Below are 15,920 nucleotides of genomic sequence, written 5' to 3'. Positions count from 1 at the left end.
TGTGTCGTAGAAGTTCCGGACGAGCGGAGGACGCCATGACCGACCACCCACCCACCGTCGAGCTCAGCGACGAGGAGTGCTGGGCGATGCTCCACGACCAGGAGCTCGGCCGCCTCGCCTTCCACCTCGCCGACGAGGTGCACCTCGTCCCCGTCAACTTCGCCGTCGACCACGACCGGCGCCTCGTGATCCGCACGGCCGAGGGCAGCAAGCTCCTCGGGCTGACGATGAACGCCGACGTGGCGTTCGAGGTCGACGAGGTCGTCGACGACGTGGCGAGCAGCGTCGTCATCCGCGGCCGGGCCCACGAGCTGCACGGCGCCGAGGCCGACGCCGTCGACCAGCTGCCGCTGCGGCCCTGGGTCGACGAGGTGCGGCCGGTCGTCGTCGCCATCGAGGTCGACGAGATGACCGGGCGGCGCCACCACCTCCACCGACCGTGGCTGCACCTGCGTCCGGACCCCGACGAGTGAGCGGTGGCATCGTCGTCCGGCCCCTCGCGGACCCGGACTGGGAGGCGTTCCTCCCCGTGTTCCGTGAGGTCGTCGCGTCCGGGGAGTCGTACGCCTACCCCGACGACCTGACCTCGGAGCAGGCGCGGGCCCTGTGGGTGGAGGAGCCGCCCGGGCTCACCGTCGTGGCGGTCGACGCCGGCGACGGCACCCTCCTGGGGTCGGCCAAGACCGGCCCGAACCGGCCGGGGCGCGGGTCGCACGTGGCGACGGCGTCCTTCATGGTCGCCTCGGCGGCGCGAGGGCGAGGGGTCGGGCGTGCGCTGGGGCGGTGGGTCGTCGAGTGGGCGCGCGAGCAGGGCTACGACGCGATGCAGTTCAACGCGGTCGTCGAGACCAACACCGCGGCCGTGGCGCTGTGGCGCGACCTCGGGTTCCGCGTCATCGGGACCGTGCCGGAGGCCTTCGACTCGGTGGCGCACGGACGGGTCGGCCTCCACGTCATGCACCGGCACCTCTGATGGGGGTGCGGGCGCCACGGGTCGTCGTCGCGAGCGACGCCTTCAAGGGCTCGCTCGAATCGGTCGCCGTGGGTGAGGCGGTGCGCTCGGGTCTGCTCGACGTCGTCCCGGGCGCCGTCGTCGAGGTCGTCGGGATCGCCGACGGTGGCGAGGGGACGGTGTCGGCAGCCGTGGCCGCGGGCTGGAGGGCGGTCGAGGTCGCGGTCTCGGGACCGACCGGGGAGCCGGTGACGGCCACCCTGGCCGTGCACGACCGCGGCTCGTCCGACGGGGAACGGGTCGTGCTCGTCGAGCTCGCCGACGCGTGCGGGTCGCAGCGCCTGTCCGGCGGGGTCACGGCCCCCCTGACCGCAACGAGCCGCGGTGTGGGACAGGCCATCCGCGCGGCCCTCGACCTGGCCCCGGCGGAGGTCGTCGTCGGGGTCGGCGGGTCGGCCAGCACCGACGGCGGGGCAGGGATGCTGGCGGCTCTCGGTGCCCGCGTCCTCGACGCCGGGGGCCGCGAGGTGGCCGATGGCGGGGCCGCGCTCGCCGCGGTCACCCGACTAGACCTCGAGGCCCTCGACCCGCGGCTCGCGCGCACCCGGCTCGTCCTCGCCGCCGACGTCGACAGCCCCCTGCTCGGGCCCACCGGTGCGGCAGCGGTGTTCGCCCCCCAGAAGGGCGCGACCCCGGCCGACGTCGACGTCCTCGAGGCCGCCCTCACCCACTGGTCCACCCTCGTCGCCGGGACGGAGTCGACCACGAGGGCGATCCTGACCCGGCTGCCGGGGGCGGGGGCGGCGGGTGGGGTGGGGTTCGCGCTCCTCTCGGTCCTCGGGGCGGAGCGGCGCAGCGGCGTCGACACCGTCCTGGACCTCGTCGGCCTCGACGCCCGCCTGGCCGGGGCGGAGCTCGTCGTCACCGGCGAGGGCTCCCTCGACACGCAGACCCTCGCCGGCAAGGCCGTCTCCGGCGTCGCCCGGCGGGCCGCTGCCGCCGGCATCCCGGTCGTCGCCGTCTGTGGCCGCAGCACGCTCGACGACGCCGGCCTCGCCACCCTCGGGGTCCGCCGCGCGTACGCCCTCCGGGACCTCGAGCCCGACCGGGTCCGGTCGATGGCGCACGCCGCCGACCTGCTGAGGCAGACCGCCCGGACCGTCGCGAGGGAGTGGCTCAGCCCCGCACCGGGGTGACCGGGTCCTGTCCGGCGAGGACGGCGAGGACGTTGTCGGCGGCGAGGTCCGCCATCGCGGCCCGCGTCTCGACGGTGGCCGACCCGATGTGCGGCAGGAGGACGACGTCGTCGCGACCGAGCAGCCCGGGGTGGACCCGCGGCTCGTCCTCGAAGACGTCGAGCCCCGCCCCGGCGATCTCCCCCGCCTCGAGCGCCGCCACCAGGGCGGCCTCGTCGACGATCGGGCCGCGCGCGGTGTTGACGAGGTGCGCCGTCGGCTTCATCGCCCGCAGCTGGTCGGCACCCACGAGGTGGCGGGTGGCGGGGGTGAGGGGGCAGTGCACCGACACGACGTCGGCCGTCGCGAGCAGCTCGTCGAGGTCGACGACCGTCGCGCCCAGCGCCTCCACCGCGCCCGCGTCGGGCGTCGAGCGACCGGCGAGGAGGATCTCCGTCCCGAAGGCCAGCGCCCGCTGCGCCGTCGCCAGCCCGATCGCGCCCGGACCGATGACGCCGAACCGTTTCCCGCGCAGCCCGGTTCCCAGGTTCGCCGTCATGCTCCAGCGCCACGGCTCACCCGTGCGCACCCGGCGCTCGGCGGAACCGAGGGCGCGCGTCGTCATCAGGGTGAGGGCGATGGCGAGGTCGGCCGTCGCGTCCGTGAGGACGCCGGGGGTGTTCGTCACGACGACGCCGCGCTGCCGGCAGGCCGCGACGTCGATGTTGTCGTAGCCGACGGCGACGTTGGCGACGACGCGCAGCTGCGGTCCGGCGGCGTCGAGGAGCTCGGCGTCGATGCGGTCGACGAGCATCGCGACGAGGGCGTCGACCCCCTCGACGGCGGCCAGCAGGTCGGCGCGCGGCATCGGCGAGTCCTCGGCGCGGTGCACGAGGGAGTGCTCGGTGCCGAGCCGGTCGGCGGCGTCGCCCGACACCCGTGCCGTGAGGAGGACGCGCGCCATCCTCAGATCAGCTTCCGCACGATCGGCAGCGGGAGGTGGCGGATCGCCCTCCCGAGCGGCACCCACGGCCACGCCGGGACGAGCGCGTTGGCCTTCTCCTTCTCGATGGCGTCGACCATCGCGCGGACCCCGACCTCGGTGTCGACCATGAACGGGGTGTGCTTGACCCGCTCGTTCATCTCCGAGCGGATGTAGCCGGGGTAGATCGTCGAGACGCGGATGTCGAGGTCGGGCTCGCCGAGCATCTCGTGGCGCACGCCCTCGGCCAGCGAGGCGACACCGGCCTTGGTCGCCGCGTACGTCGTGATCGTCTTGCGCATCCCCCGCATCGCCGTGACCGACGAGATCATCACGAGGTGGCCACGCCGCTGGTCCCGGAAGACCTCCATCGCGGCCTCGGTCTGGGCCAGGGCGGCGACGAAGTTCGTCATCGCGGTCTGCCGGTTGGCGTCGTAGCGTCCCGTGCCGAGCGGCGCCCCCTTGCCCAGCCCGGCGTTGATGATGACGCGGTCGATCGTGCCAAGGTCCTTACGGAAGGCGCGGAAGACCTCGAAGACGGCGTCGTCGTCGAGGACGTCGAGGGCCCGCAGCTCGACCCGGCGGCCGGGGTTCGCCGCGAGGATCTCGTCACGCAGGCCTTCGAGTCGCTCGGTGCGACGGGCGCACAGCGCCAGGTCGTTGCCACGGGCGGCGAGCTGGCGGGCCATCTCGGCGCCGAGGCCGGAGCTGGCGCCGGTGATGAGGGTCGTGGGCATCGGGGTCCTTGTCGCGGTCGGGTCGGTCGGGTCGGTCTCGGACGGTCGGCGCGGGTCGTGGGTCGGGTCAGGGCGCGGCGGCGATGAGCTCGGTGCACCGGCGGTCGAGGAAGCGGACGACGTCGCGGAAGGCGCCGTACGCGGGGTTGGTCGTCTGCCCGTGGTGGAAGCGGTAGTAGATCTGCTGGGCGATGCCGGCGAGGCGGAAGGCGCCGAACACCTCGTAGAACCGCCAGCGCTCGGGCGTGGCGTCGAGCCCGCGGGCCTCGAGGTAGCGCTCGACGACCTCCGCGCGGGTCAGCATCCCGGCGGTGTGGGTCGGCTGGAGGCGGATGGCGAGGAAGGCGGGGTCGTCGTCGGCCTGGACCCAGTAGGCGAGGGCGGACCCGAGGTCCATGAGCGGGTCGCCGACCGTGGCGAGCTCCCAGTCGAGGACGCCGACGACACGGGTGGGGTCGTCGGCGGCGAGGACGAGGTTGTCGAAGCGGAAGTCGTTGTGGACGAGGACGTGGGGCAGGTCGGCGGGCCGGTGCTCGGCCAGCCAGGCCATCGTCGCCTCGAGGTCGCCGACGTCGGGGGTGCGCGCCGTGCGGTAGCGAGTGGTCCACCCGTCGACCTGGCGGCGCACGTAGCCGTCGCCGCGGTCGAGCTCGCCGAGGCCGGAGGACCCGAGGTCGACGTCGTGGAGGGCGACGAGGGTGTCGACGGCATTGCGGCACAGGGCGCTCACGCCCTCGCGGTCGAGCCCGAGGTCGGAGGGGACGTCCGTGCGCAGGATGGTGCCGACGAGGCGCTCCATGACGTAGAACGGCGATCCGAGCACCGCGTCGTCGCCGCAGTACGCGACCATCCGCGGCACGAGAGGGAAGCTGGGCGCGAGCGCCGCCTGGAGGTCGTGCTCGCGGCGCATGTCGTGGGCGCCGCGAGCCTTGGTCCCCGACGGGGGTCGGCGCAGGACGAGCTCGCGACCGCTCCCGTACCGGAGCAGGTAGGTGAGGTTCGAGGCGCCGCCGACGAACTGCGTCACCTCGGGCTCGCTCTCGAGACCCTCCGTGCCGGAGGCGTTCTCGCGCAGCCAGGCCGCCGCGGCCGCCACGTCGAAGGCGTCCTCGTCACGGACGGGGGCCGCCCCCGACACCGCCGCCGACGTCACGGGAGGAACTCCGCCGGGTCTTGCCCCGCCTTGCGCGCGAGCCGCTTGGCCTGGGCGAGCATGGCGCGCTCGTAGAGGGGTCGGGCGAACCGCTTCGTCAGGTACGCCTGGCGTCCGAGCTGCTCGGTGAGGACGATCTTCCTGCGCTTGTCGATGCCGCCGAGCACGATCCGGGCCATCGCGGCGGCATCGGTCCTCGCCTGCGTGATGAGGCGGACGCCGGCCTCCTGCATCGCCGCGTCCTTGCCCGCGAAGGACTCGTGGAGGTTGGTGCGGAAGAACGCCGGGCACACGACGGTGACGTCGATCCCCCACGGGGAGAGCTCGAACGACAGGGTCTCGCTCAGCGCGACGACCCCGGCCTTGGTCGCGTTGTAGCTCGCCATGCCGGGCCCGTGGACGAGTCCGGCGAGCGAGGCGACGTTGACGATCTGGCCCGAGCGCTGCTCCTTGAGCAGGGGCGTGACGGTGTGGCAGCCGCGGGCGACGCCCAGGAGGTTGATGTCGACGACGCGCTCCCAGTCGGAGATCGCCTCGACGTCGATCCGGCCACCGGTCGCGATGCCGGCGTTGTTGACGAGGAGGTCGAGCCCGCCCCACTCGGCGCGCACCCAGGCGAGGGCGGCGTCCCAGTCGTGCTGCGACCTCACGTCGAGACGCCGGTACTCCACGCCCGCGGGGATGGTGTCGGGCCGGTCGTCGGCGAGGTCGACGGCGAGGACCCGGTCGCCGCGGTCGGCCATGAGGCGGACCAGCGCGAGCCCGAGGCCCGAGGCCCCGCCCGTGAGGAGGACGCGGCGGCTCATCGCCGCGCCCCGGCGGGTGCGGGCGAACCGGCCTGGGCCGCTGCGGTGTAGGGCTTGAGCAGGTGACGGGCGACGACCCCGAGGTGGACCTCGTCGGGTCCGTCGGCGAGGCGCAGGCTGCGGGCCCCGGCGTAGGCGGCGGCGAGCGGGAAGTCCTCGCTCATCCCTCCCCCACCGTGGAGCTGGATCGCGAGGTCGATGACGTCGCACGCCATCTCGGGGACGACGGCCTTGATCTCGGACACCTCGCTGAGCGCTCCCCTGATGCCGACCGTGTCGAGCTTCCACGCCGCGTGGAGGACGAGCAGGCGGGCCTGGTTGACCGCGATCCGCGCCCGGGCCAGGCGTTCCCGGTTCCCCCCGAGGTCGGCGATCGGCTTCCCGAAGGCGACCCGCGACGTGGAGCGCTCGCAGGCGAGCTCGAGGGCCTTCTCGGCGAGGCCGACGAGTCGCATGCAGTGGTGGACCCGCCCGGGGCCGAGCCGGCCCTGGGCGATCTCGGACGCGCGCCCGGGGCCGACGAGGATCGAGGTCCGCGGCAGGCGGACGCCGTCGAGGCTGACCTCCCCGTGCCCGAGCGGCTCGTCGTGGTGGCCGAGGGCGCTGAGCATCCGCTCGACCCGGACCCCGGGGGCGTCGAGGGGGACCAGGACCATCGAGTGGCGCAGGTGCCGCGGAGCGTCGGGGTCGGTGAGGCCCATGAAGATGCCGAGGCGACAGTCCGGGTGGCCGGCCCCCGTGGACCACCACTTGCGGCCGTCGAGGACGACGTCGTCACCGTCGAGGGTCGCCGTGGCCCTCATGTTCGTGGCGTCGGAGCTCGCGACGGCCGGCTCGGTCATGAGGAAGGCGCTGCGCAGGCGTCCCTCGAGGAGCGGGACGAGCCACTCCTCCTGCTGCTCGGGGGTGCCGTAGTTCAGCAGCACCTCCATGTTCCCGGTGTCGGGGGCGTTGCAGTTGAGGACGAGCGGGGCCAGCGTCGAGCGCCCGGTCTGCTCGGCGACCGCGGCGTAGTCGGTGTTCGTCAGGCCGGTCCCGCCGTCGGTGCCGAACCGTGCCGCCCACGCGTCACCGTGGCCGGCAGGGAGGAAGAGGTTCCACAGGCCCTGGGCCCGCGCCCTGGCCTTGAGGTCCTCGACGGCTCCGGTGGGGGGCCACGGGTCCTCGCCACGGCCCCGGCGGGCGGCGACGTCGCGCACGAGGTCGGCCTCGACCGGCGCGACCTCGGTGTCGACGAACTCGCGGACCCGCCGGGCGAGGTCGGCGGCCCGGGGCGAGGGTGCGAAGTCCATTCCTTGACCCTAGACCCGTGTTGAGCAATGCTCAATAGCGTGGGAGCGACGTCACGGGTGCGGATGACGCCGGAGGACCGCCGCCGCCAGCTCGTCGGCATCGGGCTCCGCAAGTTCGTCGAGCGACCGGTGCAGGACCTCTCCCTCGACGAGGTCGCCGTCGAGGCCGGGGTGTCCCGAGGGCTGCTGTTCCACTACTTCCCGACGAAGACCGAGTACCACCGGGCCGTCGTCCAGGCCGCCGGGCGCCGGGTCGCACGCACCGTCTCGCCCGACCCCGGGGTGACGGGCGACGCGGCGGTGCGGCAGGTCGTCGAGCGCTTCCTCGACCAGGTGGCGCGGCGGCGCGACTCCTACGTCGCCCTCGTCCTCGGGCAGGCGCCGATCGCGCGCTCCGTCGACCCCGACGCCACCGTGTCGCTGCGGACCCAGGTCGCCGAGGTGGTCCTGGCCTCGACCGGGCTGGCGCCCGAGTCGTTCCCCGCCGTGCACGGGTGGGTCGCCTACCTCGAGGACCGGGCCCTGGAGTGGTCGGCGACGCCGGCGCGGTCGCGCGGGACGCGCCGGGCGGCGCTCGTCGACCACTGCACCCGCGCCCTGGGCCTGCTCACCGAGGTGGCCGTCTCCTGAGAGGCGGCCCCCGCGCGGATCGCATGGGTGAGCGCACGCGCGGGTAGGAGCCTGCTGCCCGACATCGCCGACCGGCCGTCGGGAAGCCCGTGGCCGACCGGCCCGGCAGTGAGGAGAGCACCCCATGACCACCTCCACCGTCGTCTGGATCGTCATCGCGGTCGTCGTCCTCGCCCTCCTCGTGGCGCTCGTCTCCCGGTCACGCGGACAGCGGACCGGCGCGCAGCGCGCGAAGGCGGCGGCGATCCGCGAGGAGGCCGCCGAGCAGGACCGCCTCCTGCGCGAACGCGAGGCCGACGCGGCCCGGCTGGCCGCGGAGGCCGACCTGGCGAAGGCCCACGCCGCCCAGCGCGCGCTCGAGGCGGAGCGGCTGACCGAGCAGGCCCAGGCCCGCCTCCAGCACACCGACGGCCTCCGCGAGGAGCGCGACGACCGCCGTCGTGAGGCCGACCGGCGCGATCCCGACGTGAGGACCGACGCGCACGGCAACCGCCTCGACGACCGCGAGGCCTGACACCTGACGGCCGTCGGCTGACGCGGCGCGGCTGACGGCTGAGGTCGCTCAGCGCGCCGGCTCGACCGTCACCGGGACGCCGTTGAGGACCGCGTTGCCCGAGACGGCCTCGACGACGTCGGGGTCGGTGAGGTCGTTGACGGACGCACCCGGCAGCGCGGCAGCCCTCGACATCCGGACCCCGTCGCCGCGGTGGCCGTACCCGTGGGGCAGGGAGACGACGCCGGGGGCGACGTCCTCCGTCGACTGCACCTCGACCTCCACCTGCCCCGATTCAGAGCGCACCCGAACCCGCTCTCCGTCTCGGATGCCGCGCACGGCGAGGTCGTCGGGGTGGACGAGGAGGGCGTGGCGGGGGCGGCCGCGGGTGAGCCGGGCCTGGTTGTGCAGCCACGAGTTGTTGTCGCGCTGGTGGCGGCGGCCGATGAGGAGGAGCTCGTCTGCCGCGGGCGCGGTGGCGTCGAGCGCCGCGAGGGCCTCGCGGAGCCGGGGGAGGTCGGCGAGGACGACGTCGGCGTCGAGGTGGACGCGCTGGTCGGGCGTGGAGAGCCGGGCGGGCAGGCGGGGGCGGAGCGGCCCGAGGTCGAGACCACCCGGACCGGCGGCTCTGAGCCGGCGCACGGACAGTCCCGCTCCACCGGTGCGCAGGAGGACGTCGAGCTGGCGGGTCGGGGACGTCCGCAGGCGCGCCTCGGCCTCGAGGGTGCGGCGGGCGAGCCGCCTGCGGGTGGCGGTCAGCCGGCTCGCGCCCGAACGGCGGGCCCGCTCGCGGAGGACGGCGAGCCCGAGGTCGCGGGCGATCTCCCAGTCGTGCCTGCCGCCGGGGTCCTTCGGGAGGAGCGCGGGGCTGAACCGTGCGGTGTCGCGCACGGCGAGGAGGTGGAAGACGAGGTCGTAGTGGTCGCGCTCCAGCGGCCCGGTCGGCGGGAGGACGACGTCGGCGTGCCGGGTCGTCTCGTTGAGGTAGAGGTCGACGGCGACCACGGCGTCGAGGTCGGCCATCGCGGCATCGAGGCGGTGCCCGCCCGGCGTCGAGGACACGGGGTTGCCGGCGATGGTGAGCAGCGCCCGGATGCGACCGGGCCCGGGGGTGGCCATGTCCTCGGCGAGGGTGGCGACGGGGAGCTCACCGCCGAACCCGGGCAGCCCTCGGACGCGGGACCGCCTGCGGGAGAACCCTCCCGGGCCGAGGACACCACGCCCGACGAGGTCGACCGCCGGCGTGGTGAACATCGTGCCACCGGGCCGGTCGAGGTTCCCGGTGAGGACGTTGAGGGCCTGGACCGCCCACTGGCAGAGCACCCCGAAGGACTGGGTGGACACGCCCATCCGGCCGTGGACGGCGGCCGAGGGAGCGGCGGCGAGGTCGTGCGCGAGGCGGCGGACGTCATCGGCGGGCACCCCGCTGACGCGCTCGGCGAGCTCGGGGGTGAACGGCTCGACGGCGGCCCGGACCGCCTCGACCCCGTCGACCCACGTCGGCGGGGTGGCCAGGTCGGCGACGAGGATCTCGCGGACCATCGCGAGGAGGACCGCGGCGTCGGAGCCGGGTCGGACGAAGAGGTGCTCGTCGGCGATCTTCGCCGTCTCGGTGCGGCGGGGGTCGAGGACGACGAGCCGCCCTCCGCGAGAGGCAAGGTCGCGACGCCGCTGGGGGAAGTCGGGGACGGTCCACAGCGAGCCGTTGGACGCCATCGGGTTGTGGCCGACGAGGACGAGGAGGTCGGTCCGGTCGATGTCGGGGACCGGGAGGAGGAACTGGTGGCCGTAGAGCGCCCACGCGACGACGTGGTGCGGAAGCTGGTCGACCGACGTGGCGGAGTACCGGGTCCGCGTGCGCAGGAGGCGGACGAGCGTCGGGTGGTGGGTGAGCGCGCCGAGGCTGTGGACGTTGGGGTTGCCGAGGTAGACCGCGAGGGCGTCGTCGCCGTGGGCCTCCTGGACGCCCACGAGGAGCTCGGCGGCACGGGCGATGGCCGCGTCCCACGTGGCCTCGTGGAGCTCGCCGTCCGAGCCGCGCACGAGGGGGCGCCGCAGGCGGTCGGGGTCGTCCTGGAGGTCGGGGAGGGCGAGCGCCTTGGGGCAGACGTGGCCGCGCGAGAGCGGGTCGGCCTCGTGTCCGCGGATCCCGGCGACCGAGCCGTCGCCCGCCATCGTGACCTCGAGGCCGCACATCGCCTCGCACAGGGTGCAGGCGACGTGCTCGGTCCGCCGGCCCGCCTCGCTCGGGCCGGTCATCGGCGGCGGGCCTCGAAGACGGGGGCGACGCGCTTCATCGCGGCCTCGCGCGCGATCGTCGTGTTGCGGGTGGCCAGGAGGCGGGCCTGCTCGAGGCGTTCGCGGGCGAAGGTGCGCCGGTCGCCCGAGCTCCACGTCCGCTGGAAGAGGCGCTTGGAGGCGGCGACCGAGTCGGGCGAGCGGGTCGCGACCTCCTCGAGGAAGCGGGTCGCGGCGACGAAGGGCTCGTCGTGGACCTCGCCGGCCAGTCCCAGCTCGACGGCCCGGGTGCCGCTGACGACCTCGCCCGTCATCGTCAGGCGCTTGGCGACGTCGATGGAGACGAGCTGCGAGAGGGCCTGGATGCCGCTCATGTCGGGGATGAGGCCCCACTTCGCCTCGAGCACCGACCACTGGGCGTCGGCGGTCGTCATCCGCAGGTCGGCGGCCAGCGCGATCTGGAGCCCGCCGCCGTAGCAGTGGCCGTGGACGGCGGCCACGACGGGCACCGGCAGGCGGCGCCAGGCCCAGCAGGCCTCCTGGAAGAGGTTGGTGCCGCGGAACGGGTGGGGGACGAAGGCGCGGGCCACGCGCGGCGGGTTCGCGAGCACCGTCGCGAAGTCGAGGCCGGCGCAGAACGAGTCGCCCTCGCCGCCGAGGACGACCCCGCGCAGGCTGCGGTCGCGGGCGAGGTGGCGCGCGGTGCCGACGAGCCCCTGGAGGGTGTCGAGCGTGAGCGCGTTGAGCTTGTCGGGACGGTCGAGGCGGACCTGGGCGATGCCGCCCTCGACCTCGCAGCTCACGGTGCTCGCCATGCCGCCAGCCTACGGAGCCGGAGCGTCAGGTGGCGCGCAGGCTCCCCGGGTCGGGCGCCGCCGGGGCCGACGAGCGCGTCGTCTCCGGACCGGCGGCCTCGACGGGGAGGCCGGCGGCCCGACCGGGCGGAAGGTGACCCGGTCCGGGTGGTCGCGGCGGTGGACGAGCAGGGACGCCGCGAGGATGAGCAGGCCGAGGGCGGCCAGCCCCACCCCCACCCACGACGGTGCCGTGTAGCCGTACCCCGCGCCGATGACGACGCCGCCGACCCACGCCCCGAGGGCGTTGGCGAGGTTGAGGGCGGCGTGGTTGCTGGCCGCGGCCAGCGTCTGAGCGGGCCCGGCGACCTGCATCAGCCGGAGCTGGAGGTTGATGACGAGCACCGACGCGAGGACCGAGATCAACGCCAGGACGACGACCGCCGGCACCGCGTAGGGCGCCACGAGCGCGAAGAGCGCCAGCCCGATGCCGAGCCCGCCCATCCCGATGACGACCGAGCGGATGACCGACCAGTCGCCCATCCGACCCGCGACGAGGTTGCCCACGAAGCCCGAGACGCCGAAGACGAGGAGGAAGACGGGCACGGCCGAGGACGACAGCCCCGTGACGTCGGTGATCGTCGGCGCGATGTAGGAGTACATCGCGAACATGCCACCGAAGCCCACCGCGCCGACGCCGAGGGTCAGCCAGACCTGGAGGCTGGTCAGCGCGCTCAGCTCGTTGCGGACCGTCTTCGTGTGGTCGCGCGCCAGGTGCGGGACGGCGTAGGCCACGAGCGAGACGGTCGCGATGCCGATGACGGCGACGAGCCAGTACGCCGAGCGCCACCCGAGGTTCTGCCCGAGCCACGTCGCCCCGGGGACGCCGAGGATGTTCGCGATCGGGATGCCGAGCATGACCCGGCCCACGGCCCGGCCGGCCTGCCCGCGCTCCGCGAGGTCGACGGCGACGAGGGCGGCGACGCCGAAGAAGGCCCCGTGCGGGAGTCCGGCGACGAAGCGGGCCGCGGCCAACGTCTCGTACGTCGGCGCGAGCGCGCTCAGCACGTTCCCGACCGTGAACGCGGCCATCAGCCCGATGAGCAGCGCCTTGCGCGGCCAGGTCGCCCCGAGGACGGCGAGCAGCGGCGCCCCGATGACGACGCCCGCGGCGTACGCGGAGATCGTGTGGCCGGCAGCCGGGATGTCGACCGAGACCCCGGCGGCGATCTCGGGGAGCAGGCCCATCGTCACGAACTCGGTGGTGCCGATGGCGATGCCGCCGAGGATGAGCGCGACGGTGGCCAGGGTGGCGTGACGGGGTTGGGGCACGCTTCGTCAGCGTAGGGACCAAGCCCCGGCATTCCCGATCGCGTCCACGGAGCGCGAGATGTCACACGGAGCTCACACGGCGACCCGACCGCGCATCGCCTCCCTACGATGAGGCGATGCGCGCAGCCCAGGTGACCCGCCTCGACGGCCCCTCCAGCGTCGAGGTCGTCGACCTCCCCGACCCCGACGACGCCGGAGGCACCCGCGTCGTCATCGAGGTCGCGGCCGCCGGGATCTGCTTCCCCGACGTCCTGCTGACCCGCGGTCAGTACCAGGTCACCCCCGACCTGCCCTTCGTCCCGGGCTCCGAGGTGGCCGGCCGGGTGCGCTCCGCCCCCACGGGCAGCGGGTTCGAGGAGGGCGACCGGGTCGCCGCGTTCCCCTTCCTCGGGGGGTTCGCCGAGGTCGTCGCCGCCGACCCGCAGGCCGTCTTCCCCCTCCCGGAGCGCACGACGTACGAGCAGGGCGCCGCCCTCCCGATGAACTACCTGACCTGCCACTTCGCCCTCCGCGAGCGCGGCCGCCTCCGCGAGGGAGAGACCGTCCTCGTCCAGGGCGCGGCCGGCGGCATCGGCACGGCGGCCGTCCAGCTGGCCAAGGCCTGGGGGGCCCGCGTCGTCGCCGTCGTGTCGAGCGAGGACAGGGCGCAGGTCGCCCGACGAGCCGGTGCCGACGAGGTCGTCCTCGCCGACGGGTTCCGCGGCGCCGTCGCCGACCTCACCGGAGGGCGCGGTGCCGACCTCGTCGTCGACCCCGTGGGCGGCGACCGCTTCACCGACTCGCTGCGCTCCCTCGCCCCCGGCGGCCGGCTCCTCGTCATCGGCTTCACGGCCGGGTCGATCCCCGAGGTGAAGGTCAACCGGCTCCTCCTCACCAACGTCTCGGTCGTCGGTGTCGGGTGGGGCGCGTGGTGGACCCACCCCGCCGGCCCGGGAGCCGCCGTCCTCCGGCGCCAGTGGGACGACCTCGTCCCGCTGCTGGAGTCCGGTGCCGTCGACCCGGTGATCGGGGAGGTCCGCGACCTCGCCGAGGCCGCCGCCGCCCTTGCCACCGTCGACGAGCGCCGGGCCGTCGGCAAGGTCCTGCTGACCCCCTGAGCTGCAGCCCGGTGGGACAAGATCGCCCAATTGGTCGAATCCGTCCCGCGCGCCCTGGACACGATCGCCCTGGTGGTCAAATCTGCCCCGGGCGGTTCCGCGCGGCGTCGGCAATAGGCTCGGGGCATGGACTTCCGCAACGTCTACGCGCAGGGGTTCGCCCGGGTCGCGGCGTGCACCGTGCCCGTGACCCTCGCCGACCCCGTCGCGAACGCCGCGCGCATCCTCGACGAGGTCCGGCGCTGCCACGACATGGGGGTCGCCGTCGCCCTGTTCCCCGAGCTCTCGCTCTCCGGGTACGCCATCGACGACCTCCTCCTCCAGGACGTCCTCCTCGACGCCGTCGACACCGCGGTCGTCACCCTCGCCGAGGCCACGACCAAGCTCCTGCCCCTCGTCGTCGTCGGCGCCCCGCTGCGCCACGGCAACCGCCTCTACAACTGCGCGGTCGTCATCCACCGCGGTGAGGTCCTCGGCGTCGCGCCGAAGTCCTACCTGCCGAACTACCGCGAGTTCTACGAGAAGCGCCACTTCGCCGCGGGCGCCGGCCACCAGGGCGAGTTCATCGTCCGGCCCGGCTGGCCGGGGGCCGACGTCGACGGCGAGATCCCGTTCGGCCCCGACCTCCTCTTCGCGGCCGACGACGTCGCGGGGCTCACCGTGCACGCCGAGGTGTGCGAGGACATGTGGGTGCCGGTGCCGCCGAGCCACGAGGCCGCCCTCGCCGGCGCGAGCATCCTGCTCAACCTCTCGGCCTCCCCCATCACCGTCGGGCGCGCCGAGGACCGCCACCTGCTGGCCCGCTCGGCGAGCGCCCGCTGCAACGCCGCCTACGCGTACGCCGCCGCCTCGGCCGGGGAGTCGACGACCGACCTGTCGTGGGACGGCATGACGATGGTCTACGAGATGGGGGCGCTCCTCGGCCAGTCCGAGCGCTTCCCCGACGGACCGCGCGCCACGGTCGTCGACGTCGACCTCGACGCCCTGCGCCAGGAGCGGCTGCGCCAGGGCAGCTTCGACGACAACGCCGAGGCCTACTCGGCCGACGACGCCGGCTTCCGCGTCGTGCCGTTCCGGCTCCGCCCGCCCAGCGGCGACCTCGGGCTCCAGCGCGGCGTCGACCGCTTCCCCTTCGTCCCCGACGACGAGGAGCGCCTGGCCCTCGACTGCTACGAGGCCTACAACATCCAGGTCTCGGGGCTCGAGCAGCGGATGCGGGCCATCGGCGGCGGCGACCCCGAGCGGATCCCGACGATCGTCATCGGCGTCTCGGGCGGGCTCGACTCCACGCACGCGCTCATCGTCGCGGCGAAGGCCTGCGACCGCCTCGGCCTCCCCCGCACCCACGTCCTCGGCTTCACGATGCCGGGCTTCGCCACGAGCGCGGGTACCAAGAGCAACGCGATCCACCTGATGGAGTCGCTCGGCATCACGTGGGAGGAGCTCGACATCCGCCCCGCCGCCACCCAGATGCTCACCGACCTCGGCCACCCGTTCGGGCGGGGCGAGGAGGTCTACGACGTCACCTTCGAGAACGTCCAGGCGGGCCTGCGCACCGACTACCTCTTCCGGGCGGCGAACCAGCGCGGCGGGATCGTCCTCGGCACCGGCGACCTATCCGAGCTGGCGCTGGGCTGGTGCACCTACGGCGTCGGCGACCAGATGTCGCACTACGGGGTCAACACCGGGGTGCCGAAGACGTTGATGCAGCACCTCATCCGCTGGGTCGTGTCGTCGGGGCAGTTCGAGGGCGAGGTCAACCAGACCCTGCTGGAGATCCTCGACCAGGAGATCAGCCCCGAGCTCGTCCCCACGAAGGAGGGCGAGAGGATCCAGTCGACCGAGGACTCCGTCGGCCCCTACAACCTGCAGGACTTCACGCTCTTCCACGTCCTGCGCCGCGGCTACCGCCCCTCGAAGATCGCGTTCCTCGCTGAGCACGCGTGGGCCGACGCCTCGCGCGGGGCGTGGCCGGCGGGCTTCCCCGAGGGGTCGCGCCCGGAGTACGACCTCGCCACGGTCAAGCGGTGGATGACGGTGTTCCACCGGAGGTTCTTCCAGAACCAGTTCAAGCGGTCGGCGATCCCCAACGGCCCGAAGGTCGTGGCCGGGGGCTCGCTCTCGCCGCGCGGTGACTGGCGGATGCCGTCCGACGCCGCCGCGACGGCCTGGCTGAAGGAGCTCGAGGAGACCGTCCCGGGGTCCTGACCCCGGGGGCCACCGGGCCGCCGGTCGCGGG

15 protein-coding genes are annotated in these 15,920 nt (G+C 74.4%); 7 read left to right on the top strand and 8 right to left on the bottom strand.

Annotation, left to right across the window (positions count from 1 at the left end; genetic code table 11):
• The first annotated feature begins 35 nt into the window (after window positions 1-35).
• Genes ACFWN3_RS11600 through ACFWN3_RS11590 form a run of 3 tightly spaced genes read left to right on the top strand, consistent with a single transcriptional unit; the run spans window position 36 to window position 2,148 of the window.
• Window positions 36-473 carry a pyridoxamine 5'-phosphate oxidase family protein gene (locus ACFWN3_RS11600; protein WP_377639722.1) on the top strand — a complete coding sequence of 146 codons (438 nt, stop codon included), beginning with the start codon at window positions 36-38 and terminating at the stop codon, window positions 471-473.
• Entirely contained in the window at window positions 470-973 is a 504-nt protein-coding gene (locus ACFWN3_RS11595; RefSeq protein ID WP_377639721.1) for a GNAT family N-acetyltransferase, read from the top strand. The genes ACFWN3_RS11600 and ACFWN3_RS11595 overlap by 4 nt, the downstream gene beginning before the upstream one ends.
• A complete protein-coding gene (locus ACFWN3_RS11590; protein ID WP_377639719.1) occupies window positions 973-2,148 on the top strand; it encodes a glycerate kinase in 1,176 nt (391 codons plus the stop codon). The genes ACFWN3_RS11595 and ACFWN3_RS11590 overlap by 1 nt, the downstream gene beginning before the upstream one ends.
• Here ACFWN3_RS11590 and ACFWN3_RS11585 read toward each other — a convergent pair.
• The 5 genes from ACFWN3_RS11585 to ACFWN3_RS11565 all read right to left on the bottom strand — a co-directional run bounded on the left by ACFWN3_RS11585 (window position 2,129) and on the right by ACFWN3_RS11565 (window position 7,097).
• Window positions 2,129-3,091 (bottom strand): 2-hydroxyacid dehydrogenase, encoded by a 963-nt coding sequence (locus ACFWN3_RS11585; protein WP_377639717.1) that lies wholly within the window; start codon window positions 3,089-3,091, stop codon window positions 2,129-2,131. The genes ACFWN3_RS11590 and ACFWN3_RS11585 overlap by 20 nt on opposite strands.
• Window positions 3,092-3,093: 2 nt before the next feature.
• Window positions 3,094-3,846: an SDR family oxidoreductase gene (locus ACFWN3_RS11580; protein ID WP_377639716.1), complete on the bottom strand. Its 753-nt coding sequence runs from the start codon at window positions 3,844-3,846 to the stop codon at window positions 3,094-3,096.
• Between the two features lie 67 nt (window positions 3,847-3,913).
• Window positions 3,914-4,999 (bottom strand): phosphotransferase family protein, encoded by a 1,086-nt coding sequence (locus tag ACFWN3_RS11575; protein WP_377639714.1) that lies wholly within the window; start codon window positions 4,997-4,999, stop codon window positions 3,914-3,916.
• Complete coding sequence (locus ACFWN3_RS11570; protein WP_377639712.1) at window positions 4,996-5,805, bottom strand: SDR family NAD(P)-dependent oxidoreductase; 810 nt, start codon at window positions 5,803-5,805, stop codon at window positions 4,996-4,998. The genes ACFWN3_RS11575 and ACFWN3_RS11570 overlap by 4 nt, the downstream gene beginning before the upstream one ends.
• Entirely contained in the window at window positions 5,802-7,097 is a 1,296-nt protein-coding gene (locus tag ACFWN3_RS11565) for an acyl-CoA dehydrogenase family protein (RefSeq protein ID WP_377639711.1), read from the bottom strand. The genes ACFWN3_RS11570 and ACFWN3_RS11565 overlap by 4 nt, the downstream gene beginning before the upstream one ends.
• A 39-nt stretch (window positions 7,098-7,136) precedes the next feature.
• Here ACFWN3_RS11565 and ACFWN3_RS11560 point away from each other — a divergent pair, with 39 nt between their 5' ends.
• Window positions 7,137-7,727, top strand: coding sequence for a TetR/AcrR family transcriptional regulator (locus tag ACFWN3_RS11560; RefSeq protein WP_377639710.1), 591 nt, complete (start codon window positions 7,137-7,139; stop codon window positions 7,725-7,727).
• A 124-nt stretch (window positions 7,728-7,851) separates the two neighbouring features.
• The gene (locus ACFWN3_RS11555) at window positions 7,852-8,241 is read left to right on the top strand and encodes a hypothetical protein (protein WP_377639708.1); all 390 of its coding nucleotides are present in this window, start codon (window positions 7,852-7,854) and stop codon (window positions 8,239-8,241) included.
• 48 nt (window positions 8,242-8,289) lie between these two features.
• Here ACFWN3_RS11555 and ACFWN3_RS11550 read toward each other — a convergent pair whose 3' ends face one another.
• From ACFWN3_RS11550 to ACFWN3_RS11540, 3 genes are read right to left on the bottom strand one after another with little or no spacing between them, the layout of a single operon-like run.
• Entirely contained in the window at window positions 8,290-10,479 is a 2,190-nt protein-coding gene (locus ACFWN3_RS11550) for a molybdopterin-dependent oxidoreductase (RefSeq protein ID WP_377639707.1), read from the bottom strand.
• The gene (locus ACFWN3_RS11545) at window positions 10,476-11,273 is read right to left on the bottom strand and encodes a crotonase/enoyl-CoA hydratase family protein (protein WP_377639705.1); all 798 of its coding nucleotides are present in this window, start codon (window positions 11,271-11,273) and stop codon (window positions 10,476-10,478) included. The genes ACFWN3_RS11550 and ACFWN3_RS11545 overlap by 4 nt, the downstream gene beginning before the upstream one ends.
• Window positions 11,274-11,282: 9 nt before the next feature.
• Complete coding sequence (locus tag ACFWN3_RS11540; protein WP_377639703.1) at window positions 11,283-12,584, bottom strand: MFS transporter; 1,302 nt, start codon at window positions 12,582-12,584, stop codon at window positions 11,283-11,285.
• Between the two features lie 116 nt (window positions 12,585-12,700).
• Between ACFWN3_RS11540 and ACFWN3_RS11535 the strand changes: the two genes are divergently transcribed.
• Window positions 12,701-13,681, top strand: a complete 981-nt coding sequence (locus ACFWN3_RS11535) for an NADPH:quinone oxidoreductase family protein (RefSeq protein ID WP_377639701.1) — start codon at window positions 12,701-12,703, stop codon at window positions 13,679-13,681.
• A gap of 126 nt (window positions 13,682-13,807) precedes the next feature.
• Window positions 13,808-15,889, top strand: a complete 2,082-nt coding sequence (locus ACFWN3_RS11530) for an NAD(+) synthase (RefSeq protein WP_377639699.1) — start codon at window positions 13,808-13,810, stop codon at window positions 15,887-15,889.
• Window positions 15,890-15,920 lie beyond the last annotated feature (31 nt).

The sequence above is a fragment of the Oryzobacter terrae genome, from assembly GCF_042756445.1.
In the GTDB taxonomy this organism is placed as follows: Bacteria; Actinomycetota; Actinomycetes; order Actinomycetales; family Dermatophilaceae; genus Oryzobacter; species Oryzobacter terrae.
Note: the sequence above shows the minus strand (reverse complement) of the source record. Positions and strands in the feature narration are given on the sequence as shown.

What these genes read in the sequence shown, in the direction of transcription:
- ACFWN3_RS11555 (WP_377639708.1), top strand. Translation starts at nt 7,852, where the DNA reads ATGACCACCTCCACCGTCGTCTGGATCGTCATCGCGGTCGTCGTCCTC.
- ACFWN3_RS11535 (WP_377639701.1), top strand. Translation starts at nt 12,701, where the DNA reads ATGCGCGCAGCCCAGGTGACCCGCCTCGACGGCCCCTCCAGCGTCGAG.
- ACFWN3_RS11570 (WP_377639712.1), bottom strand. Translation starts at nt 5,805, where the DNA reads ATGAGCCGCCGCGTCCTCCTCACGGGCGGGGCCTCGGGCCTCGGGCTC.
- ACFWN3_RS11580 (WP_377639716.1), bottom strand. Translation starts at nt 3,846, where the DNA reads ATGCCCACGACCCTCATCACCGGCGCCAGCTCCGGCCTCGGCGCCGAG.
- ACFWN3_RS11550 (WP_377639707.1), bottom strand. Translation starts at nt 10,479, where the DNA reads ATGACCGGCCCGAGCGAGGCGGGCCGGCGGACCGAGCACGTCGCCTGC.
- ACFWN3_RS11600 (WP_377639722.1), top strand. Translation starts at nt 36, where the DNA reads ATGACCGACCACCCACCCACCGTCGAGCTCAGCGACGAGGAGTGCTGG.
- ACFWN3_RS11530 (WP_377639699.1), top strand. Translation starts at nt 13,808, where the DNA reads ATGGACTTCCGCAACGTCTACGCGCAGGGGTTCGCCCGGGTCGCGGCG.
- ACFWN3_RS11590 (WP_377639719.1), top strand. Translation starts at nt 973, where the DNA reads ATGGGGGTGCGGGCGCCACGGGTCGTCGTCGCGAGCGACGCCTTCAAG.
- ACFWN3_RS11585 (WP_377639717.1), bottom strand. Translation starts at nt 3,091, where the DNA reads ATGGCGCGCGTCCTCCTCACGGCACGGGTGTCGGGCGACGCCGCCGAC.
- ACFWN3_RS11565 (WP_377639711.1), bottom strand. Translation starts at nt 7,097, where the DNA reads ATGGACTTCGCACCCTCGCCCCGGGCCGCCGACCTCGCCCGGCGGGTC.
- ACFWN3_RS11545 (WP_377639705.1), bottom strand. Translation starts at nt 11,273, where the DNA reads ATGGCGAGCACCGTGAGCTGCGAGGTCGAGGGCGGCATCGCCCAGGTC.